We start from the raw sequence: 21,665 nt of genomic DNA on the forward strand, positions 1-21,665 counted from the left end.
AGCGCGCTCACGTACCTCGGGGGAAAACTTGTTCTGTTTCTTCATAGCTCCATTCTCTCAGATGTTGGAGCCTCTACAAAACCCGGGGCGGTTCAAATAGCGAGCTTAGTAATAATTACTACGAAGCAAAACGGGCTGTATTTCGGGCTGATTCTGCCTTTAAGAGCACAAGAAAGTTTGGAGAAGAGATAGATCGATGGACGCCAGCCGTGCTACAAAAGCGTGGAAAAACACTAGCAGCGTGGGCTTTAAGTAGGTGGCCTCACCAGAAACTATAACTGGAAATGTTCCCGCTACGGCTCTACAGCATCTTATTCTTAATTTAAAAAGAATAGCCATTGCAATTGGTGAGGACTCAGCCGATCTTCACCCTGCAAGCTGTCCATCTTAATTTCCCGCGCCAATAATTCCGGCGCTCTTCCTTCCGGCTCAATTATCCAGAGTCGGTCCAGCAAGTCCACGATTAAAGCGCATTTGGCTGTATTTAATGGAGAAGCACTAACGCCAGCAATTGCCTCTCCAGCAGGTTCTTCATCATCAATCTTATTGTCCGAAGCTATCGGAGCTTTTATCCGTGAAAAACTGCCATTAGCGGTGAGGACTGTCAAAAAAACCTTGAACGCATGAGCAGCTTATTCGAGTGGATGAGGGGGAAGAAAAAATACAATATCACTTACAATGGGAAAGAGAGGAGTGGCGGGAAAAACTGAGCAAAGCTCAAACGCAGGAGGAATTTTTGGACTGTTCGACCGGATAGGGGCAGCAACTGGAGTCGAGTCAGAACCGAAGCCGGCGACTTTTTTATCATGAAACAAAAGACGATTTTTTCGCATTTTACCTCGACAACCCGAACGGCAAAGACCAAGGCTGGCTAAGGCGCGCTGAAGCGTCTAGCCTAAAGGAACGGATTAAAATGTACCCTAGGCTCTATCGACCTGGAGCATTGGAAACGCCGAATATCAATCCCGGTTCATGTAAAGGAGTAAGCCGTGGAAATCGATGAACAACATAATGCCGCCCTAGCTAAAGTGGCGGAAATGGTTGGCGATGCCAAATTCGCGATGTTGACGACCAAGGAAAAAGATGGGACCTTGCGTAGCCGCCCCATGGCTACGATGCAACTGGACAGCGACGGCAATCTTTGGTTTTTTACTTCCCTGTCATCCCCAAAAATTGAGGAAGCGCAACCGGACCAGCAAGTCAATCTCTCCTACGCTCGTACCGATAAGTACGACTATCTTTCCATATCCGGGGCAGCGGAGCTGGTGCACGACAAGGAGAAGATGCAGACTTTATGGTCTCCGTGGCTTAAACCCTGGTTCCCAAAGGGCTTGGATGATCCGGATCTCGCTTTGCTCAAAGTCACCATCCTAGCAGTCGAATATTGGGATGCGCCTGACAGTGCTACTGTGCGGGCATATGGACTTGTGAAAGCGCTGGTGACAGGTGATACCGATGCATTGGGGGAACATCGCAAACTGGATATAAACGGGGAATAATTGGGGCAGCTGTTGAAAACTCATGGCCTCCTGTGAAACCAAACGCTACAGGATTCATTCGCTCCTTTTTCAACTCTTCGGCTGTCCCCATAGCACGCGAAATTCATAGCTGGCACGGCAGCAGAATCCAAGTACGCCAAGAGCTGGACTGGGGTTTGCCAAATCTGTTTATCATCCCGATATTAGTATATCCGCCTAGTCTGTCTCGAGACTCGCACTTCTTGCGGGGGGAATATGGCGGTATAGCGTGGTAACACCGGAACGTATTCCCTCATCGGCGCAGGATCGCCAACCAACGGGCCATGTTGAGGAGAGTCATTAGGGAAGCTGCGACATAAGTCCATGCCGCAGCGCCAAGCAAGCGCCGGGCGTGCGGCATATCCCCATTGATCAGGTAGTGTTCTCGCTCCAAAAGGGGCAGGGCTCGGTCGAAACTGGCATTCAACTCCATTGGTAAGGTTACCGCGTGCACGAGCACCGCGCTTCCCAGTGTCAAGATGCCACCGACAAGCAAAAGCAACCCCGCCGCAGGTGAGCGGAATACCGCCATCATTACAGGAGCCAACATCAGGATACCGGCACCCAGTTTCTCCACACCAGCAGTCCATTGCACCAGTCTTGTACGCATGGCAAGGGGTGGATAGTTATCGTGATCCTGGATGGCATGGCCAACTTCGTGCGCTGCAACTGTTATAGCTGTCAGTGAACGGCCGTTGAATTTATCCGGTGTGAGACGGACTGCTTTTTTCAACGGGTCATAATGATCGCCCGATTCGGTTACCTCCACGCCTACATGTGGCAGCTTTGCGCTGTTCAGCAGGTCGCGCGCCAATTCCGCTCCGGTAAATGAATAGCGATTCGCGGGTTCGCTATATTTTTCCATTATATGTTTGACCCAATAGGAAGGCCCGACGATCAGGAGAGCAATGAAACAGATCAATATCAGATAGAGCATGCGGAAATTTAATAAAAAGTTACTTTAATCGACTGTCCAGTGACGCTTATCTATAACTCAGCTTCGAAGCACTATATCTGTACGTTTGATCAACAATGCTCAAAATAATTTCTTGATCCCAACCAGACAAAGCCTAAATAGAAGCGCTATACGAGATTATTCAATTGAATTGAGGCGCTCAATTAAAAACCACCTCTTGAGTTGGTTTTTAATTTCTGAGTATCTGTTCGCTGATCGACTCGGCTAAGCTTCTTGAGCTGAGCATTCTCTGCTTCAAGATCTCGCAACCGTTTTGCGTCAGATACCGGCATCCCGCCAAACTTGGCCGCCAAGTGTAGAAGAAGGCATCGGAAAAGCCATGTTGACGGCACAATTCGCTGACCGGAAGCCTCCATCTGCCTGCTTCAGACATCCAATAATTTGCTCATCCGTAAAACGCTTCTTCACGTCCGCTCTCCTCTCGAAAAACGAACTTTACTAGATTCCAAATGGCGCGTTTTAACGGGAGCACATCAGGGCTTCTAAAAGCGTTAAAGTTTTGCCGAATAAATCATCATTTAATTTAGTGTGGCGAAGCTTTATCCTTATGCCATCGCGCCCATTAGGTATCTGCATGGACAGGCGATATCACAGGACGTAATAGTCATTTGAACAAAGTGCATTTTATCTATGGGAGAGGGAGGAAATATGGCGGATAACAAACAAAAACACCAACTTGTTCCAGTACAACCACGAGAAACCAAACCGCGAGAAACCATGACGCGGGTTTATGAGATAGATGGTGTCAGATATGTGGAAACTCAAGAATTCGGTTGCCAGCTGGTTAGTCGGGAGAAAAAGAGACCCCAGGTCACTATTGATAACGGAAGGCAAATCCTGGGGGAGAAGTTTGTTCCTTTGCACTCCAAAAGGTCGGGGTTATTTGAATACAAAGTCTTCTGGTGTCTCCAATCCGCTAGAGATGATCAGGGACGAAAGATCAGCAAAACACAACTATTCAGAAATTTATTCCTAAGTTAAGGAATTCAAAAGTGTTTTAAAGTTTGGCTGGCAGTTATAAAGCGTGAATTTTTAGGAATCCGGCTCGATTCAAAAAGCAGAATTGAATAGCTGGGGAGTGCCCTCTGGCACACTCCCTCCAAGGGAAATCACGTTGAATGGAAGGCTGTAGATCCCGCCGCCTCTACCAATTAAAAGACCACCCTTGAGGTGGTTTTTTAATTTCAGAGTATCCAATCACCGACCGATCGGATGCAACTGTTATCATTCGATCCTTGCTGAACTTCTACATTTGCCCCTGCCCGTAAGTGCATTTTTTCTTCAATTTCCGATCAATCGAATTTGCCTCCCTCGATTTGAATCATCATTTAATTTATCGAGTTGGTCCAAAAAAATACCATGAATCTCGTCATTCCGGGCTTGACCTGGAATCCAGCCCCGACCAATAATGGCGTGCTTTGAACATCACTGGAGATGGCTTTCGCCGGTATGACGTTCGTACTGTTTGCTCGCCGAATTTAATAGCCTGGTGAATTTTATCCTTATGCCTCGCGAGTTGTCGCACTCCTTGGTATCTGCGTGGAAAAGCCCGCAATACTGCGGGATGTAATAAGTTATTTGAACAAAGTGTATTTTTATCTAAGGGAGAGGGAGGAGATATATGGCCAAAGAACAGAAACATGAACTTGTTCCGGCACAACCGCAAGAAACCAAACTGCAAGAAATCAAACAGGAAGAAGCCGTAACGCGAGTTTATGAGATAGGCGGCGTCAGATACGCGGAGACTCAAGAATTCGGTTGCCAACTGGTTAGTCGGGAGAGGGATAGGCCCCAGGTCACTATTGATAACGGAAGACAAATCCTGGGGGAGAGTTTTGTTCCTTTGCATTCCGAAAGGTCTGGGATATTTGAATACAAAATCTTCTGGTGCCTCGAATCCATTAGGAATGATCACGGGACAAAGGATCAGCAAAACAAGGCTGTTCAGAAGTTTATTCATAAGTTAAGGAATTCATAAACGCCTTAAAGTTTGGTTGGCAGTTATGAAGCGTGATATTGCAGGAATCGAACCGAAGTCTCAAAGCGGGAATCAAACGGATTGAACGAGTTTGCTTCGGCTCGCTTCTCATCATCTTATACTGCTCCCAGCCGGGAATCCCAGTGAACCTGGAATCCAAGCTGATCGGATTTTAAAGCTCTGTAAAATCAGAGTGAAATAACGTTGAACGGTGGAGGTTGTAGATTTCCACCGCCTCCACCATTTACCTGAAGCCTGACCGTTCTCGTTGGGCTTTTTGCCGCCTGGAATCCCGTTGCGCTCCGCCCCGGGTTCCCTGATGAACACTGCTTGCGACAACATGGCTCAAGCCCATCAGGAGTGTTCAATCGGGTAGCATGCCAGGCGCGATTTCCGCTTTCGAAGTTTAGATAAAAAATACAGCCCGTTTCTCAGCCGCACCCGCACCCGCCACAGCTACAACCGCTGCCCTCGCCGGAGGCGCCTTCTCCGCCTTCGCTTGCCTGCTCGCCATCCGCCTGCTTTTTTTCGTTATCTGCGTTATCTGTTTCCCCGAAAAAGCGATTTTCCTCTCATCGGCACCAGCGGGCACCCGCCAAGCGCTACGTAATCTTGCGTAGCTGGCGTACGTATTCCTGCGCTTTTCCGGGCATTCGTTCAAGCGTGTAATACCTCAATCCGCGCCATGGTTCACAGAATAACTAGATCAACTTGAAAATAAGGGGAAAAGGAATGATCTCAAGAAAATGGGCAGCCTTTGTTTGCGTGCTGGCATTGGTTTTTAGCTCTGGGTGTTCAGTCTTCATGGCCGCCAAGCAGCCAGACAAGAAGAATGTTGATTTATTCCGGCTAGGTACCCCTCGGACCATGCTTTTGGGAGAGTTTGGCCCCCCTGTAACAAGCGAGACAAGAAATGGCAGGAAATATGAAGTTTTCAAGTTCGTCCAAGGGTACAGCACTGGGGTAAAAGCTGGCAGGGCGCTTTTCCATGGAGCTGCCGATGTGATGACCCTGGGCTTATGGGAGGTGGTGGGCACTCCGGCCGAAGCTGTCTTTAGTGGCGATGAAATGGCATTCGAGGTTTCGTATGACCGGAATAATCGGATCAACCAGGTAACGACAATAAAGTAATAGCTGAAATCTTTAATAGTTGCCCATCATTCAGCTTTGAAAATTTTTTTCATATAAAAGTGATGTTCCTGAGGCATTTCTCGAAAAAATTGAATTCGGCCTTTAATTGTTCCACATTGAAAATCATGCTAAATAAATATTTTATTATTTCCGTTCTCATTGCAGCTGCTTTGATCCTCACCGGTTGTGCTACGCCTCAGCGGCCTGTTTCTCTTTCTGAAAGCACATTAGCTTCAAAAACCCATCGGGTTGGTGTCGCCATGACGCCCCTGCCAAAAGTGGACATGCAGTTGCCGGGAGCCAGCTGTTTGCTCTGTATCGCTGCCGCGACCCTGGCGAATTCCTCGCTTATCGATCACACACGGACATTGCCGCACGAGGACCTACCGAAACTCAAGAACAGCCTGGCTGAGCTGCTTCGCAAAAAGGGTTCAAATGTAACCGTGATCTCCGAAGACCTGGATATCAGCAAGCTGTCGGATTACAGCGGCAAAGGCACTGACATCGCCGAGAAAGATTTTTCTCCACTGAAGCAAAAATACGGCATCGACAAAGTTGTTCTTATCCAGATCACGGACTTGGGGATGCTTCGGCCTTATTCCACCTATTTTCCCACTAGCGAGCCTAAAGCAATATTGAAAGGAGTGGGGTCCATGGTCAGCCTGAACAACAATGCTTACGAATGGTACATGCCGGTGGAGCTGGCGAAGGGCTCAGAGGGTCCATGGGACGAGTCTCCGAATTTTCCGGGTTTAACCAACGCCTACTTCCAGGTATTGGAAATGGGCAAGGATGCCTTTCTCAAGCCATTCAATAATTGATGACATGCTTATAGTCGAGGAGACTTTTCATTCATGAGACCTGCACTGGCACGACAAATGATACCAACAGCATTAGCTGTCGCAGCCATCACACTCATTATCGTAATGTCCCCAGCAGAGGCTGGCAGCGATGCCCCATCCGGGGAGAGAACAGTCCCTGTAAGGTTGGGCACAGAACAGAATTGGTCTGTCCGCCTGCCGGAAGCTGACAAGGTGGTCTACAAGGGTGAGGTCATTCAAGACAACAGCAACATTGAGGCAGAAGGAATCCATTCCATCGATGTTCTTTATTCTCTGGCGTTTGTCACCGGGAAGTACATCAAGGAATATGGAAAAGATGAGGAACTTCAGACTGAAGCTGACAAAGTACTCCTCCCATACCAAACCGCACTCGGCAATTTCACATACAGGGAATTGGTGCAGCGAGGATTGAATAAGACATCGGTGGGTGGCAGCAAGAAATGGGTGGAGTTCAATTCGCCATCCGTAGCTGAATGGGTAGTTGAAGTAACGCCATCCTTCACCCTTACTCAAGACCAAAGTGCCATAGTTCTGAATAACCATATTGCCATCTATGCTCCCGGTGCACCTTCAGAGCCTCTTTATAAAAATCTCATCAGGATTGTTTCCGATCCAAGGAATGAACCGGACCCTGCTGGTCTCTGGATGAGGGGCGGGGGTGAAAGACTGAAGGAGGAGAGCGCTGATCTCTTCGCACGATCTTTAGAAATCGCCTGGAGGGAAATAGGCAATGCTTCCCGCAAGGATGATCCAGCCCGCCCAAAGACGATACGGTATCGGCAGGGAAAATCAGAAAAGATGGAACGGGCAGGGGTAATTGATATGAGATGCAATCGCGCGGTGATCAGGACCTTGAGGGGTTGGCTCATGTCTGTTCCGTTGGCGGAACCAAGGGAGGACGCAACCGGGAACGAATGCAACAATAAACTCAGCCAGAACCTTGTGGAATTTAGGGGGAATACCTTTCTTCCTTGAGCAGTTCGGGGCGCTGTAGGCAAAACAATGTAAGCCCAATGTAAGCCTCATGCTGCCTGAAAACTACTTTGAGAAAGTAAGCGGGTAAGATATTTCAAGCCGGATAGGCGCATGCTAACACTGATAAATTCCTCTCCCCGCCACTGGGCGTTGTTCGCAGGTCCTCTGCTTGCTGCTGCCCTTGCTCTAGCAATGAGTTCATATGGTTGGGATGCCAAAGCCTGCTGGACCGGGGCAATCTCTGTTCTCTGCGTCGTCTGGTGGATCTTTGAGCCCATCCCCATTCCTGCCACGTCGATTATCCCGCTGGCGGTATTCCCCCTGGTAGGTGTAATGCCGCAGGAGAAGATAGCCGCCGCTTACGGCAGCGATCTGATTTTACTGATGCTGGGCGGCTTCATGATTTCCGCAGCGATGGCGCGTTCGGGTTCGCACCGGCGGCTCGCACTGACACTCGTCAACGTTATCGGAGGACACAGCAGCCGGCGAATCGTGCTGGGTTTCATGTGCGCATGCGCCCTAGTCAGCATGTGGATTTCCAATACCGCAACAGCCGTGATGATGTTGCCCATTGCCCTCGCCGTAATCGATGAGAGCCAGGATAAAAATCTTGCTGCACCGCTGCTGCTGGCTATTGCCTACGGCTGCAGTATCGGTGGTCTTGGAACGCCGATCGGTACGCCCCCTAATCTGGTGTTCATGCAGCAGTACCGGATATTCACCGGCAATACAGTGAGTTTCACCGAGTGGATGAGCTGGGGCCTGCCAACCGTGCTGTTACTGGTGCCGCTTGCGGGCTTTTGGCTCACACGCAACCTGAACTACCTAGGGGAACTGGTCATGCCTCCACCGGGACCGTGGCGGCCGGAAGAGCGACGCGTAATGATCGTTTTTGGCATTACCATCCTCGCCTGGCTGACCCGTACTGAGCCGTTTGGCGGATGGAGTACCTGGCTCGGCTTTGCGGAGGCTAACGACGCCGTGGTTGCCTTGATTGCCGTGGTGGTGATGTTTCTGGTTCCCAATGGACGTGGGAGCAGGCTGCTGGACTGGGAGTCCGCTGAGAAAGTGCCATGGGGCACTCTCATTCTCTTCGCGGCAGGTATCACCATAGCGCAAGCCTTTGTCGAGTCCGGCCTGTCAAAGTTCGTTGCCCAGCAACTGGCAGTTCTTTCCGGCCTGCACCCCCTGGTCATTATCGCAGCCATTGCACTGGTGGTAACCTTTCTCACTGAGACTACCAGCAATACGGCAACCACAGTCCTGTTGATGCCGCTTCTCGCACCAGCGGCTATTGTAGCGGATGTTGACCCGAGCCTCTTGATGGTGCCAGCAGCGATGAGTGCAAGTTGCGCCTTCATGCTGCCTGTTGGAACTCCGCCCAATGCCATCGTTTTTGGCACCGGCCGCATCCCTATCACCTACATGGCAAGGGAAGGGTTGGTTCTTAATTTGATAGGTGCCGTGATAATTACTCTGGTTTGCTATTTTCTGGTTGCATAGCGCAAATATGCCGCCCCAAGGGGCTATAACGCTGGGTTCAGCGCTTGCGCGATTGCTTCATCAACCTGCACAGATCGCCGTATGTTCAAGTCATAGCCAGTTGGTGATGGCATGGTGCAATGTAGAGTGGGGACGGACTATAGTATCGTCAGTTTCCTGGTGTTTTTGACGCCTTGCCCGTCGAAGCGGAAAACCCTGAAGCCAGTGCGCCAGTCACTCTTGTCGCTGTGGAAGTCCCTACAGGTATTTCCGCGTCAGGTACGCAACGAAGGGTTTCGACGATAAGTCGTGACCGGTCATACGGCGGATCAGTTCTTGCGGGAAAAGACTTGAGCCGTACTGATAAATGTTTTCCTTCAGCCATGAATGAAGGGTGCTGAAATTTCCCTGCATCATCGCCTCCGGAATTTCAGGATGGGCCTCAAGAGCAGCCTCGAAGCACTGTGCGCTAAAGAGATTTCCAATCGTATAGCCTTGGAACATTCCGCCAACGCTCCCGTAATACCAATGGACATCCTGAAGACAGCCCTGAGCATCGGACGAGGGGCGTACGCCAAGGTCAGCCTCATACCGGTCGTTCCAGGCCGCAGGCAGATCCTTCACTTGGAGCGAGCCATCCAGAAGCTGCGATTCGATGTCGAAGCGGATCATGACGTGAAGGTTGTAGGTCACCTCATCGGCCTCGGTGCGAATCAACGACGGTTCCACGCGATTAATGCCGCAATAGAATTCTTCCAGCGAAACATCCCCAAGAGCCTCTGAAAAACGAGTCTGCAGGTGGGGATAAAAATATGTCCAGAATTCCCGGGACCGGCCCACCTGGTTTTCCCACAGCCGGCTTTGGCTCTCGTGAATGCCGGCGGAAGTGCCGTGACCGAGAATAGTGCCATCCAGGCTTGGCGAAAGCCCCAGCTCGTAAAAGGCGTGACCACATTCGTGAATGGTGCTGAAAATGCCATCACAAACATTTGCCTCGCTGATCCGGGTGGTAATGCGCACATCCCCGGCGCCAAGCTTTGTCATGAACGGGTGGTGGGTGAGGTCCTGCCGCCCCCGATTGAAGTCATAACCGATATTCCTGGCAAGCCAGTTCAAAAACTCCAATTGCCGGGACTTGGGATAGGCCCGTGACAAAAAATCGGTTCGTGGCCTGCTGCGAGACGACACTTCCCGGACCAATGGTACGAGATCACGCCGAAGGTCAGCAAAAAGCGTCTTGATAGCTGTCGTGGTCATGCCAGGGTCAGCGTCTTCGATGTGTGGGTCCATCGGATGCGCCCATGCGGTTTCTCCGGTGTTGAAGAAATCCGAGAGGGCGCGTGAGTATGCGACCGTCTTTTCCAGAAAGGGCGCGACGACGTTGAAGTCGTTCAATTTCCGTGCATGGACCCAGGCTTCGTAAGTTTCGGCCATGTGCTGAAAAAATTCGGCCTTGAAACCGGAAGGGATTTTCGACGCACGGACAAACTGCCGGCGGGCCAGCCGCAGGAACGCCCGATCGTCTGCAGACAGCATTGCATCGGGCAATGCCGCTGTTTCCTCCAGAAGCGTGGCCAGATCGGGGTCGATGAGTTTTTCGTGAGCGGCCTTTTCGACCGTGGCTATCATACGGCCCCGGGAGGTTGTTCCGTCCTGAGGCATGTGGGTGGACATATCCCAATGGAGCACGGAAACGGCCCGCCTCAGGTCATCGATTTCTGCAAACCGGGCCTTCAACGACTGGAGGGCTGGATACATGGCAGCATTGTCCTTTCTAAGTGAGAAGCGCCCCCGAAAAATAAAAGCTTTTTTTCATGGGAATGAAAGATGAAATTACATGGAAATGGTTAAAGGCGCAATCGGGTAACGTGGCGTTCACCTGCCGTTATCTTGAATTTCTACAAAGTCTTACCTTTCTTTGCGGAACAAGGCATGGTGCTGATCCGTATCCTGACTGACCGAACTACGTTGTGACGGTCATCGAGTGACCATTCGCAACCAGTATCCTAATCGGAAGATCGCAGGTCCCGCATGGGGAGGAAGCGTTGCAAAAAAGGTCGAGGGATGGTGGCAGTCACCTTCGTGCTGCCCGGTCTTGACGTAATGGTCAACTGCCCGCCCGCTTCTTCCACGCGGGCTTTCATGTTATACAGGCCGAGGCCGCGCATCCGCTTGCATTCGGGGTCGCGTGCATCGAAGCCGATGCCGTTGTCCCATGCGGTGAGGCGCACGGCTCGCCTGTTCCCTGCCAGGCGCAGCACTGCCCTGCTGGCTTGGGAATGCTGCCTGATGTTCTTCAGGCATTCCTGGGCGAGACGATAGAAGGCAAGGGTGGTGGCGTCGGGAAGCCCTTCGACCGTGCCGCGGCTGCGGAAACGGACAAGGGTAGCGTCATTTTCCATGTCCTGCGCAAGCTGACGCAGCGCCGCCGCCAACCCAAGATCCCTGAGAACTATCGGGTGGAGGCCATGCGAGATTTCCCGCGTTTCCCGCAGGACATCCTTCAGATCCTTCTCCAGATTCCGGAACACAGCTTGTGCCGGAACATAGGCCGGCGGCACGCCAGCCAGATGGATGAGGCCGACGCTCGCCTGCATCCTTGCAGCTGCGAGCCGCTGGCAGATGCCGTCGTGCAGTTCGCTCGACAGCCGTGCGCGTTCCGTTTCCTCCGCCTCGCGCCGCCCCCGGATATTGAGCATCAGGCCAAAAAAAATGATCGCCGCCATTCCCAGAAAGGCGATGCTCCCTATCCAGCGCATGGTGGCGAGGTTGTTGCCGATCACCTGCGTGTCCACCTTTTCGAGCACGTATTCCACATCTTCGAGATAGATGCCGGTACAGAGAAACCATCCCCACTTTGGCAGTGGCGTGACATAGGTGAGCTTGAGAGCGGACTTTCCCGTGGAGGGCTTTTCGATGACATATCTGACGAAGCCGCCACCCTCGTGCCCACGCGCGATGAGGTGCCGGACATGAGGAAATCCGTTCTTGTCGCGATAGTCGAGCCGGTTCGTGCCAACCCGCTCGGGGGTGTGCGGATGCACGAGCAGGTTCCCTTGCAGGTCGTACAAGAAAAAATAGCCATCGTCCCCGTAATTCATGCGGGCGAGAATGGCTTTGGCTTCCGCTTTCGTTGCGTCGTCCATGCGGCCCGAGTCATAAAGAGGGGCGATGGCATACTGCGCCAGCAGCAGGTAGTTTTTGAGTTCGGCTTCCTTGCTGGCGAGATACGCCGGTTCGATGACTTCGCGCTGCTCCTTCGCCAGTTCGATCGACTGGGTGTTGACGGCAATGGCCAGTGCCACGAGCGCCAGAACCAGTGGCGCAAGGGCCAGCAGGATGATTTTTTTTCGTAGCTTCACGACCGCTCGGCCGATAGGCGAAGGTTCAGGCAGGGGAGCAGGGAAGGATGAGAATGGGCTGAAACGCCACGGCTGTCTCTGCTGCCTGTGATGAGGCAAATCATTCCGACGGATACTCAGGGCAGCGCTGCCGGTATTCCACCCCCAAGATGACAAGCAGATTGGGATTGCTCGTCTGCTCTTTCGGGAGGACCGACTTCAACTTTTGCCAGATATTGTGCCTGTGGGTATTCACGGTGGCCTCGACGATACCCATGCTGGCCGCGATCCTGGCGGTATCGTATTCGCGATGACCGGTGAGCCACAGCACCCGCCGTTCCACCGAGGTAAGCAACGTTTCAGGCCGAAAGTCATCAGGAATAACGGTTATCTTGTTAGCGACCTTATGAATTGCGTTAAAGATATACTGCGGTTCAGCATCCTTTATCACGTAACCATTGGCTCCTGCCGCCATTGCCCGGCGGATGTACGCGTCCCCATCATGTATCGTGAGCATGATTATGAAGAGCCACGGATAACGGGCCCGCAGCCGGGAGGCCAGTTCGATGCCGTCCGTGCCCGGCATGTTGATATCCAGCAGCACGAGGTCTATGGCCGTTTTCTCCAGAAGACCCGCTGCTTCCTTTGCATTCCCGGCTTCCGCCATGACCCTGAAGGAGACCTGGGTTTCGAGCAGCGAACGGATGCCGTGACGGACTAAGGGGTGATCGTCCACGATCAGTATTTTAACGGGGAGGTTGGGCATGGTTTCCAGGTATCAGTTGTTGTAAAAAAGGTCGGGGAATGGTGGCAGTGACTTTCGTGCCACCCGGTCTTGACGTAATGGTGAGCCGCCCGCCTGCTTCTTCCACGCGGGCTTTCATGTTGCGCAGGCCGGCACCTGGGGTGCGTCCGCCCTCCAGGTGGTCCGGATCGAAGCCTGTGCCATTGTCCCATACGGTGAGCCGCATGGCGCACCTGTTCCCTGTCAGGCGCAGCAATGCCCTGCTGGCGAGGGAATGCTGCCTGATGTTCTTCAGGCATTCCTGGGCGAGACGATAGAAGACAAGGCTCGTGTCCGCGTGAAGCTCTTCGGCCGGGCCGTGCCTACGGAAGCGGATGGCGATGCTGTCATTTTCCATGTCCTGCGCGAGCCGCTGCAACGCTGCCGGCAGCCCGAGGTCCTTGAGGATCATGGGGTGCAGGCCATGGGAGATTTCCCGCATCTCCCGCAGGACATCCTTCAGATCCTTATCCAGATCCTGGAACGTGGATTGTGCCGGAGCATAGGCCGGCGGTATGCCCGCCAGCTGGATGAGGCCGGCGCTCGCCTGGAAGCGGGCGGCCGCGAGCCGCTGGCAGATGCCTTCATGCAGTTCGCTCGATAACCAGGCGCGCTCCTTTTCCTGCGCCTCGCGCCGGCCCCGGATGTTGAGCATCAGGCCGCAGACGATGATGATGGTCATGCCCAGCGACGCAGTCACGCCGATCCACAGCAGGGTATCGTAGTTGTTAATAGCCACCTGTTCGTCCACCTTCGCCAGCACGCCGTGGACATCGTCCAGGTAGATGCCCGTTCCCAGCACCCACTCCCAGTTGGGCAGAAGAACGGCATAGGTGAGCTTGGTGGCGGGCTTGCCGGTGGAAGGTTTTTCCGTCGCGTACTGGACAAATCCGCCCCCTTCGCGCGCCTTCCTGATGAGCATCTCAACGGTCGGGTAGCCATTGATGTCGCGGTAATCCCAGCGGTTAACTCCGATCAGTTCCGGCTTGCGCGAATGCACGAGCAGTGTCCCGTGCAGGCTGTAGACGAAGAAATAGCCGTTCTCTCCATAATCCAGCCGGTGCAGGATCGCCTTTGCCTCCGACAAAGCCGCTTCATCCGCGCGGCCTGAATCATGCAGCGGTGCCACGGCATGCCGCGCCAGCGTGAGGTAGCTCCTGAGCTCGTCCTGTTTGCTGGCGAGATACGCGGGTTCGATCACATCACGCTGCTCCCTGGCCAGTCCGGCCGACTGGTGATTGACCATGATGGCGACTGTGGAGAGCACCAGCAGGAGCGGCGCCAGGGCCAGCAGAATGAGTTTTCGCCGGAGTTTCATGGTTCCATTATGCGTGAGCCCGGCGCATGCGCATCCATAGCCCTGCGTAGATGAGCTACATACATTTACGTTTTTCCTTATTTTTCGTTATCTGTATTGCCGGAAAACCGGTTTCCCTCTCATTGGCGGCACCAGCTGGATGTCGCCAAGCGATACATAATTCTGCGTAGCTGGCGTACGTATTTCTGCTCTTTCCCGGGCATTCGTTCAGGCGCAACCTAATACCTCAATCTGAGCCATGGATGCATTTGTCGAAACTGACGACTCAAATCGGATGAGACAACTCTCAATTCTAAAGGAGAACTCTATGGCTCAGCTACTAGAGGGAAGCATCCTCCGATCCCTACCGAAGAACTGAATCTGTATCTCACTGTTACGCTCATACAATGTTTGAAAATCCATCAAGGACTGCGTCAATCGAAGAGCTGGCAACATCAGGCAGTTGCCAGGCCGGCCACGGCGGTAGCGTACTCAAGGATTCAAAAAAGCAAGAGTTGGGAATGGCCGCGGTAAATACATCAGCTGAACGAGGCGGCGCGTCACTTGCAGGTATCAAAGAACTTCAAAATCTGTCAGTTGCGGAGTTGGAAGCAGTGGCTGGCTGTTGCCGCTTGCACAGATATTCCGCAGGGAAAGTCATTGATAGGCATCAGGATGACACGAATAGTACTTTTTTTATTGTGGAAGGCATGATACGGGTTACCTATAATTCCCGGGAAGGTCATGAGGTTATTTTGTGCGACTTATCGAGCGGAGACATATTTGGAGAGCTGGCGGCAATTGACGGTCATGCCCGCTCGGCAACTGTGACTGCTAAAAAAGATTCAGTGGTGGCCTCCCTGCCGACACAATCTTTTCTGGATCTCATTTATTCCAACAAGGAAATATATTTAGCTGTTCTAAAGCGATTGACAAGCCAGGTAAGGCATCTTATAGACCGGGTTTATGGACTTAGCGCACTGAAAGTTCCGAACCGTATTCGTGCGGAGCTTCTGCGCCTTGCGAAAACGCATTCAGCAGCACCAAATCGGGGCCTAATCTCCCCGGTACCAACTCACGCGGAGATAGCCAGCCGTCTCAACACCCATCGTGAGACCGTAACTCGCGAATTGAATGCATTAGCCAGAAAAAAGATGATAGCCCGGACAGGACGTGATCTGCACATTCTTGATATGGCCGGCCTTGGACAAATGGTAAATGGTAATGATTGAAGCGATACGCCGTTCTTTCCGCTAGCTAGATCGCCTCCCGCCTCCCGCCTCCTGCCTTCCACCTCCTGCCTTCCACCTCCTGCCTTCCACCTCCCTTTACCTGGAAGTATACGTAATCGAGCCATCAGCCCTTTCCATTTTGTTTCGCGTGGTTAACGCCACATCTATTGATACCGGGGAGGTATCGCTGGAGGTGAAATAGGTCCCGATATCGTGCAAATCGCTGATCCCGACTATTCCTGCGGCCTTCCGTAACCGAAGATAGGCAAGCAGATAGCCATAACGCGCCTCAGCCAGATCCCGTTTTGCTTCAAATAACCGCTGTTGGGCATTAAGGAAATCGAGATTGGTTCGCACCCCGCCCTTGATGCTTTTCATGGTGGCTTCCACCAGAAAGCTTGCTGAATCGACAGATTTTACCAGGGCGGCAATACGAGAAGTGCTCGTCAAAGCAAGATTGAACTGTTTACGCAATTCCACGGTTATTTGATTCGTTTTTGTCTCCAGATCGGCTTTCGCTTTTTCGTAGCTGGATTTTGCCTGGTTCGTCATGGCACTGACGTTGCCACCGGAATACAAAGGCAAGCTTACTTGCACGCCTATGCTTTGCGTAAGCGCATCGATGCCAACCAGGAGAGGGTTATCGGATTTGTTGCGCGTGACCGCTGCCACAGCTTCCACCCGCGGGAAGTGGCCTGCCTGCTGCTTGTTAATCTCCTCCCGGGCCACGTCTACCGCGTGCCGCCGGGTGGCAATCTCGGGATTATTTTCCAGGGCAATTTCCTTCCAGTCGTCAAATCGTCCCGGCTGCAGCGGTTTGACCTGAAAATCATCCGATAGTGGATCAAGTTCCGTGACTTCCTCACCCATGATGGAGGCCAGCACATCGCGCGCGTTTGCGAGACTGTCCTGCGCTTCGAGTACCTGGGCTTCAGCGAGATCATGTCTTGCCTGTGTTTCCAGGGCATCAGTTTTTGTACCTTCACCTTTTTCCAGCATGCGTTCGTTTGCCCGGCGCTGCTCCTCCAGGGCTGTCCGTTGTGCAGTGACTAGCGCCAACTGATCTTCGGCATACTTCACATTAATATAGGCGCCTACAAGGCGCAGGATAAGCTCCTGACCCTGGTTGGAGAATTCGGCGTTGCTCTGGTTCGTTTTTGAAACCCCCTGTTTATAGCCGGCGAACGCTCCCAGGTTGATAAGAGGCTGTCTTAGCTGAACCATAGCTGTTTGACTTTCATAGCTTCGTTGGAGGCTGATGGCCTGGCGGGTGAAATCCTGTTGGTTCTGGTTTATCGCAAAACTTGCGGAGAGGGAGGGGAGCAAGGCGGACCGTCCAATCGCCGCGAATTCCTGGCCCGCCCTGTTTTCGTGAATCGCCGCCTGATAAGCGGAGTCGTTCGCCAAAGCTGTTTCGTAAACCTGGACCAACCCTGCTGCCAATGCCTGCTTCGGTGGAAACAGCGCTAGCAGGCCAAGGACTGGAATAATCAGACGGTGGGCTCGAACAGGCATTCTAATCCTCCGTCATGGCCATTTTTAAATGGTCCAGTATCGGCTTCAGGATGTAGTTCATCATCGTACGCTCACCCGTCTTCACGAACAGATCAACTGGCATTCCCGGCCTGATCTGCAAGTCGGCGATCATTTTTATCCCTTCAGGCGCCACCCTGGCATGCAGTTTGTAGTAGGCCTCTCCCGTGTTTTCGTCAACAAAGCGATCCGCAGACACCTGAGTCACTATTCCTGGTATATGAGGCGTTAGATTGCGATTGAATGCGGTAAATATAAGTTCCACGGGAAGATCGGGATGAACTTTATCGATCAGATGCACTGGCAGGCGACCTTCAACCATCAATGGATCATCTCGGGGTACAATGTCCATCATCTTAAAACCCGGGGCGATTACACCGCCCCGGGTGAAGACGTTCAAGCCGACTACCGTGCCATCCACAGGCGCTTTGACCAGCACGTTTGCGAGGTCATGATCCAGACCGCTTAGCTTGTGAGCAAGCGCCTCCGCTTCTTTTTGCACATCCGACAACTGGGAGCGCACTTCCTTCTGGTATTCCTGCTGACGCTGGATCCGGCGCAACTTCAATTCGGCAATTTGCCGCTGTCCACGACCTATGTTGCCAATGTCTTCAGAAATCGCTCCCCTGATCTGGACATACATCCGCTCCAGTTCCAGCAATCGATTGCGCGCCACGTAACCTTCGGAGGCCAGATCACGCATCCCACCCAACTGCTCCTGTAAAAATTCCAGTTGCTGTTTTTTATTATCCCGTGATTCCTCCAGACCGCTGGTTTGCAACTTCAGGCCGGTAATACTCTCATCCATTGCGGACAACTCGCTCTGTATTCCCAATAGCCGGGAGCTGAACAGATGCTGCTGCATGGCGATATAGTTGGCAACAACCGGATCGTTTTTCATCTTTCCCAGCTCCATGGGAAAAACAATGGCCTTTTTCCCATCACGCTCAGCAATCAAGCGAGCTTCTGCTGCACGCGCAGCAAAGTATTGGACCCGCATCGTCTCGGCGTTAGCTTTAACCTGCACGCTATTCATGCGAACCAGTACGGTCTCCGCTTCAACCACATCTCCTTCTCTCACGAGGATGTCTTCAATCGTTCCCCCCGCTTGATGCTGAATTGCTTTCCTGTTGGTCGCTACCGTAACAGTCCCGCTAAGCGGCACCCCTTTATCGAGCGGAGCCAATGAACTCCACAATAAAAAACCTCCGATCCCCGCGATGACGATTCCCCAGCCGAGGCGGATGTACCGGACAGCATCGCTGTCTATTCCTGGAAGGGGCGATTCCTGGGGACCGCCATAGCTACTGCCGCTGCTCTGCAATTTCATCTGCATTTCATCCCTCCTACGATCTCATGCTCTTCAGGCAGGCTTTGAGTTCTCTGATAGACATTCCCTTTTTACTCCCGGCCAATTTTTATCTTGCTGCACCTGCTGCACCTGCTGCACCTGCTGCACCTGCTGCGAATGAGGTTTTCTCAACCTGTCGAGGACTTGAGCAGTCGGGCCAAACAATTGCGCTTTTCCGTCCGCTAACAGCAACAGCTTGGTTGTGGCAGCCAGTATCCTGTTCTTGTGGCTGATTATTACAATGGTTTTACCCTGCTTGCGCAGATCATCGATTGCCGCGATCAATGCCTGCTCACCCGCTTCGTCAAGGTTCGAGTTGGGTTCATCCAGCATAATCAGGGAGGGGTCACCGTACATTGCCCGTGCCAGGCCGAGGCGCTGCTTTTGACCACCCGATAATCCTGCTCCGCCGTCTCCAAGGGGGGTGTCGTAACCTTGGGGGAGGCGCAAGACCATTTCATGAATTCCCGCGCGCTTCGCTGTCATTACCACGTTTTCTGAATCGACCTCTCCAAAACGGGCGATATTCTCTGCAACCGTTCCCGCAAACAGCTCGATATCCTGCGGCAGGTAACCGATATGCGGGCCAAGCTCATCCTTGTTCCAGTAATAGACATCTGCCCCATCCAGACGTACTTTACCCATTGCCACTGGCCAGACCCCCACCAGCAAACGCGCTAGTGTCGATTTTCCCGAACCGCTGGGGCCGATGACTCCCAACACATCACCGGGCGCAATCGTAAGACTCAAGTTTTTAAGAACGCTGACTGTAGAACCCGGGGGAGCGGCGGTCACCGCTTCCACCGACACTTTCCCAAGCGGTTTTGGGAGCAACATTCCTGTTTCACGCACGGGATTCGCTACCAAAAGTTCGTTCAGACGCTGGTAAGCACTTCGCGTGCTACTCCAGCTTCTCCACACACTTATCAGCTGCTCCACCGGGCTCAATGCCCTGCCTAGCAGGATCATGGCGACAATCATCATTCCGGGCGTAATTTTCCCTTCCAGGACAAGCAGGGCGCCCAGGCCCAATATCAGCGACTGCATCGAAACCCGGACGAACTTTGTAATCGAGTTGATCTTTCCCGCCTTTTGGCTGGCTTCCGCTTGCAGTCGCAGGACCCTGTCATTGAATCTTAACCAGCGTGCCATCAGGTCGGGCAGCATACCCATTGCGGCAATGACTTCCGCATTTCGCAAATTGTTGGTTGCGAGATTGCCTGATGTAATCGCTACCGCATTTGCTTCCTCGAGTGGTTTTTTGGACAAGACCTGGTTGGCAAAGGCCAAAGCAATGAGCACCGCAGCTCCAGTCAAGGCAAACAAGCCTAGCAGCGGACTAAACAGGAAAATGACAGCGAGATATATCGGGAACCATGGAACATCAAAAAAAGCAAACAGGCCTTGACCTGTTAAAAACTGACGGAGGGTGGTGAAATCCTGCAGCGCCTGCCCCGCGTTACCCCCTGCGCGCTTCAGATTTTGTTCAAACGCAGCCGTATAAATGCGTTTGTTCATCTTCATATCAAGCTGTGCTCCGATCCGGATCAGAACAAAGCTTCGTACAAGCTCCAGAGCGCCCATGAACAGAAAGGCTCCGAGCGTCATCAGAGTCAGCATCAGCAAAGTCGTTTCGTTCCGGCTTGCCAGAACTCTGTCATACACTTGCAGCATGTACAGGGATGGAACCAGCATCAACAAGTTGATAATGGCGCTGAAGATCCCTATCGTTCTGAATGCCCCCTTGAAGCTTAGAAGGACCTGTGCAATTTCTGTTTTGGGAAATTTCAATTTGTAAGCCACCTCAGAGCCAGGTCAGGCGCAACTGTATGAGTGGGAACGAACCCTTTGCGGGACCTGAATGATTACGGTCTGGGGAAGAGGAACCGGCTTCCTCTCCAAAATCTACCAGGTCACGCGGCGTGACCCAGTAGAAGATGAGTTATCAGCGGTTAAGCGATAACATCCAGGCTTGGATCAAATTCTGAGGCGCCGATCAGGGCGATCTGAAGGTCCGCGCCTCCGTACACATCGGCAGTCAATATGCCTGAGGAGGGGTTATACGATAACTGGCTCGAACTGAAACTTTGATTGCCAGTCGCCCACCAGTTTACGTCTGCATCGATTGCGGAAAGATCAATCGCATCCCCTTCCCACCATTTGAAGTCGGAGATGGTATCGATTGCTCCCCAGGCTGGACTCTCAGTTACCGAGTTGAAGACGAACGTGTCAGCTCCAGTGCCGCCGGTAAGAAAATCCATTCCGGCTCCACCGATGAGTGTATCGTTACCGGCTCCACCATCGAGGCTATCGTTACCACCCCAGCCGTACAACTGGTCGTTGCCGCCATATCCATAGAGAGAGTTGGAGTAACCATTGCCGGAGATAAAATTACCGAGGTTGTTGCCGTCCCCAAAATAGGCAGTACCGGTAAGGCTCAGGTTCTCGACATTGGCGGGCAGCCATTTGTAACTGGTGCTGACCGAGCTGTAGACATGGTCAACGCCCTGGTTGTAGTACTCGATTACTTTGTCTGTCGTCGTATTCACGTAGTACACGTCGTGGCCAGTCCCACCGTACATTGAATCCGTACCTGTTCCACCGTCCAGCGTATCGTTACCAGAGTATGCATAGATGGTGTCATTTCCCCCGTAACCATAGATATAGTCGCTGCTGCTTGTACCTATCAATGATGGAAAGAATTTATATTCGGAAAACCATCCGTTCCATGCCCACTGCGACGTGCCGTTATCATGAAATTGGGTTCCATATATTGCTGCCATGACATTCTCCTCAGTAGAAGTTAAAGACAAGCGTGTAGTTACCACGCAAGTAGAGAGTAATTGTGTCCAGTAGAATAATCTGTGAGAAAAATCACAGGATGGTCATGGCTTCACGCAGACTCCCTCTCACTGCTCTCTGCACAGGCATGCCCTAATCTTTCGATTGTCAGGCGTCAAACCGGGAGGGTTCTGGAAAGTATTACGGAGATTTTTTGCACGTCGGACCAGGAATGGCGCTTCACCTGAGTAGATAAGGAGGTGGAAAACCGGCTGTGCCGCATACGGGGCGACTTCCAGGATTTGTACCTGTCAGAAGCTTATCTCAAATGTCTCCTCAGCTTGACAACAGCCATCTGTTAACATATTCTTCACAAAAACATAACAAAAAAATCACAAAACTGAGAGAAAGACGGAATCGATCCGTTATATGACTAAAGCTGAGC

At 52.3% G+C, this 21,665-nt stretch carries 17 protein-coding genes and 2 pseudogenes; 8 read left to right on the top strand and 11 right to left on the bottom strand.

Going from position 1 to position 21,665, the window contains the following annotated elements; genetic code table 11:
- Positions 1-95 precede the first annotated feature (95 nt).
- Positions 96-278 (top strand): annotated as a pseudogene (locus tag C8R21_RS16615) (GmrSD restriction endonuclease domain-containing protein); the annotation flags it as partial.
- Between the two features lie 39 nt (positions 279-317).
- On the opposite strand, the gene C8R21_RS15595 reads toward C8R21_RS16615, so the two are convergent.
- Complete coding sequence (locus C8R21_RS15595; protein ID WP_146162426.1) at positions 318-608, bottom strand: hypothetical protein; 291 nt, start codon at positions 606-608, stop codon at positions 318-320.
- Positions 609-989: 381 nt separating this feature from the next.
- Here C8R21_RS15595 and C8R21_RS01255 point away from each other — a divergent pair, with 381 nt between their 5' ends.
- A complete protein-coding gene (locus tag C8R21_RS01255; RefSeq protein WP_107761082.1) occupies positions 990-1,499 on the top strand; it encodes a pyridoxamine 5'-phosphate oxidase family protein in 510 nt (169 codons plus the stop codon).
- Between the two features lie 271 nt (positions 1,500-1,770).
- Here C8R21_RS01255 and C8R21_RS01260 read toward each other — a convergent pair whose 3' ends face one another.
- Positions 1,771-2,454 carry a zinc metallopeptidase gene (locus tag C8R21_RS01260; RefSeq protein WP_107761083.1) on the bottom strand — a complete coding sequence of 228 codons (684 nt, stop codon included), beginning with the start codon at positions 2,452-2,454 and terminating at the stop codon, positions 1,771-1,773.
- A gap of 206 nt (positions 2,455-2,660) precedes the next feature.
- A pseudogene (locus C8R21_RS01265) lies at positions 2,661-2,901 on the bottom strand (transposase); the annotation flags it as partial.
- Positions 2,902-4,114: 1,213 nt separating this feature from the next.
- Between C8R21_RS01265 and C8R21_RS01275 the strand changes: the two are divergent.
- From C8R21_RS01275 to C8R21_RS01300, 5 genes are all read left to right on the top strand, one after another.
- A complete protein-coding gene (locus C8R21_RS01275) occupies positions 4,115-4,471 on the top strand; it encodes a hypothetical protein (RefSeq protein ID WP_107761085.1) in 357 nt (118 codons plus the stop codon).
- A gap of 732 nt (positions 4,472-5,203) precedes the next feature.
- Entirely contained in the window at positions 5,204-5,602 is a 399-nt protein-coding gene (locus C8R21_RS01285) for a hypothetical protein (RefSeq protein ID WP_107761087.1), read from the top strand.
- Between the two features lie 62 nt (positions 5,603-5,664).
- Complete coding sequence (locus C8R21_RS01290; RefSeq protein ID WP_258192188.1) at positions 5,665-6,423, top strand: hypothetical protein; 759 nt, start codon at positions 5,665-5,667, stop codon at positions 6,421-6,423.
- Between the two features lie 33 nt (positions 6,424-6,456).
- Positions 6,457-7,419, top strand: a complete 963-nt coding sequence (locus tag C8R21_RS01295) for a hypothetical protein (protein WP_146162427.1) — start codon at positions 6,457-6,459, stop codon at positions 7,417-7,419.
- A 111-nt stretch (positions 7,420-7,530) separates the two neighbouring features.
- Positions 7,531-8,922 (top strand): SLC13 family permease, encoded by a 1,392-nt coding sequence (locus tag C8R21_RS01300; protein ID WP_107761089.1) that lies wholly within the window; start codon positions 7,531-7,533, stop codon positions 8,920-8,922.
- 237 nt (positions 8,923-9,159) lie between these two features.
- Here C8R21_RS01300 and C8R21_RS01305 read toward each other — a convergent pair whose 3' ends face one another.
- The 4 genes from C8R21_RS01305 to C8R21_RS01320 all read right to left on the bottom strand — a co-directional run bounded on the left by C8R21_RS01305 (position 9,160) and on the right by C8R21_RS01320 (position 14,344).
- Positions 9,160-10,659 (bottom strand): carboxypeptidase M32, encoded by a 1,500-nt coding sequence (locus C8R21_RS01305; protein WP_107761090.1) that lies wholly within the window; start codon positions 10,657-10,659, stop codon positions 9,160-9,162.
- Positions 10,660-10,907: 248 nt separating this feature from the next.
- Positions 10,908-12,263 (bottom strand): cache domain-containing protein, encoded by a 1,356-nt coding sequence (locus tag C8R21_RS01310; RefSeq protein ID WP_107761091.1) that lies wholly within the window; start codon positions 12,261-12,263, stop codon positions 10,908-10,910.
- Between the two features lie 100 nt (positions 12,264-12,363).
- Entirely contained in the window at positions 12,364-13,008 is a 645-nt protein-coding gene (locus tag C8R21_RS01315) for a response regulator transcription factor (RefSeq protein WP_107761092.1), read from the bottom strand.
- Positions 12,989-14,344: a cache domain-containing protein gene (locus tag C8R21_RS01320; RefSeq protein ID WP_107761093.1), complete on the bottom strand. Its 1,356-nt coding sequence runs from the start codon at positions 14,342-14,344 to the stop codon at positions 12,989-12,991. The genes C8R21_RS01315 and C8R21_RS01320 overlap by 20 nt, the downstream gene beginning before the upstream one ends.
- 386 nt (positions 14,345-14,730) lie before the next feature.
- Between C8R21_RS01320 and C8R21_RS01325 the strand changes: the two genes are divergently transcribed.
- Positions 14,731-15,555, top strand: coding sequence for a Crp/Fnr family transcriptional regulator (locus C8R21_RS01325; RefSeq protein ID WP_258192189.1), 825 nt, complete (start codon positions 14,731-14,733; stop codon positions 15,553-15,555).
- A gap of 96 nt (positions 15,556-15,651) precedes the next feature.
- Here the strand turns inward: C8R21_RS01325 and C8R21_RS01330 are convergent, their stop codons facing one another.
- The 4 genes from C8R21_RS01330 to C8R21_RS01345 form a co-directional block, all read right to left on the bottom strand.
- Complete coding sequence (locus C8R21_RS01330; RefSeq protein ID WP_107761094.1) at positions 15,652-17,070, bottom strand: TolC family outer membrane protein; 1,419 nt, start codon at positions 17,068-17,070, stop codon at positions 15,652-15,654.
- Between the two features lies 1 nt (position 17,071).
- The gene (locus tag C8R21_RS01335) at positions 17,072-18,424 is read right to left on the bottom strand and encodes an HlyD family type I secretion periplasmic adaptor subunit (protein WP_219906588.1); all 1,353 of its coding nucleotides are present in this window, start codon (positions 18,422-18,424) and stop codon (positions 17,072-17,074) included.
- 27 nt (positions 18,425-18,451) lie between these two features.
- Positions 18,452-20,230 (bottom strand): type I secretion system permease/ATPase, encoded by a 1,779-nt coding sequence (locus C8R21_RS01340; RefSeq protein ID WP_258192190.1) that lies wholly within the window; start codon positions 20,228-20,230, stop codon positions 18,452-18,454.
- A 161-nt stretch (positions 20,231-20,391) separates the two neighbouring features.
- Positions 20,392-21,222, bottom strand: a complete 831-nt coding sequence (locus C8R21_RS01345) for a calcium-binding protein (protein ID WP_107761096.1) — start codon at positions 21,220-21,222, stop codon at positions 20,392-20,394.
- Positions 21,223-21,665 lie beyond the last annotated feature (443 nt).

Origin of the sequence: Nitrosospira multiformis (assembly GCF_003050865.1) — a bacterium.
Lineage (GTDB): Bacteria > Pseudomonadota > Gammaproteobacteria > Burkholderiales > Nitrosomonadaceae > Nitrosospira > Nitrosospira multiformis_E.

What these genes read in the sequence shown, in the direction of transcription:
- C8R21_RS01260 (WP_107761083.1), bottom strand. Translation starts at nt 2,454, where the DNA reads ATGCTCTATCTGATATTGATCTGTTTCATTGCTCTCCTGATCGTCGGG.
- C8R21_RS01275 (WP_107761085.1), top strand. Translation starts at nt 4,115, where the DNA reads ATGGCCAAAGAACAGAAACATGAACTTGTTCCGGCACAACCGCAAGAA.
- C8R21_RS01285 (WP_107761087.1), top strand. Translation starts at nt 5,204, where the DNA reads ATGATCTCAAGAAAATGGGCAGCCTTTGTTTGCGTGCTGGCATTGGTT.
- C8R21_RS01290 (WP_258192188.1), top strand. Translation starts at nt 5,665, where the DNA reads ATGTTCCTGAGGCATTTCTCGAAAAAATTGAATTCGGCCTTTAATTGT.
- C8R21_RS01295 (WP_146162427.1), top strand. Translation starts at nt 6,457, where the DNA reads ATGAGACCTGCACTGGCACGACAAATGATACCAACAGCATTAGCTGTC.
- C8R21_RS01300 (WP_107761089.1), top strand. Translation starts at nt 7,531, where the DNA reads ATGCTAACACTGATAAATTCCTCTCCCCGCCACTGGGCGTTGTTCGCA.
- C8R21_RS01305 (WP_107761090.1), bottom strand. Translation starts at nt 10,659, where the DNA reads ATGTATCCAGCCCTCCAGTCGTTGAAGGCCCGGTTTGCAGAAATCGAT.
- C8R21_RS01315 (WP_107761092.1), bottom strand. Translation starts at nt 13,008, where the DNA reads ATGCCCAACCTCCCCGTTAAAATACTGATCGTGGACGATCACCCCTTA.
- C8R21_RS01320 (WP_107761093.1), bottom strand. Translation starts at nt 14,344, where the DNA reads ATGAAACTCCGGCGAAAACTCATTCTGCTGGCCCTGGCGCCGCTCCTG.
- C8R21_RS01325 (WP_258192189.1), top strand. Translation starts at nt 14,731, where the DNA reads ATGTTTGAAAATCCATCAAGGACTGCGTCAATCGAAGAGCTGGCAACA.
- C8R21_RS01330 (WP_107761094.1), bottom strand. Translation starts at nt 17,070, where the DNA reads ATGCCTGTTCGAGCCCACCGTCTGATTATTCCAGTCCTTGGCCTGCTA.
- C8R21_RS01335 (WP_219906588.1), bottom strand. Translation starts at nt 18,424, where the DNA reads ATGCAGATGAAATTGCAGAGCAGCGGCAGTAGCTATGGCGGTCCCCAG.
- C8R21_RS01345 (WP_107761096.1), bottom strand. Translation starts at nt 21,222, where the DNA reads ATGGCAGCAATATATGGAACCCAATTTCATGATAACGGCACGTCGCAG.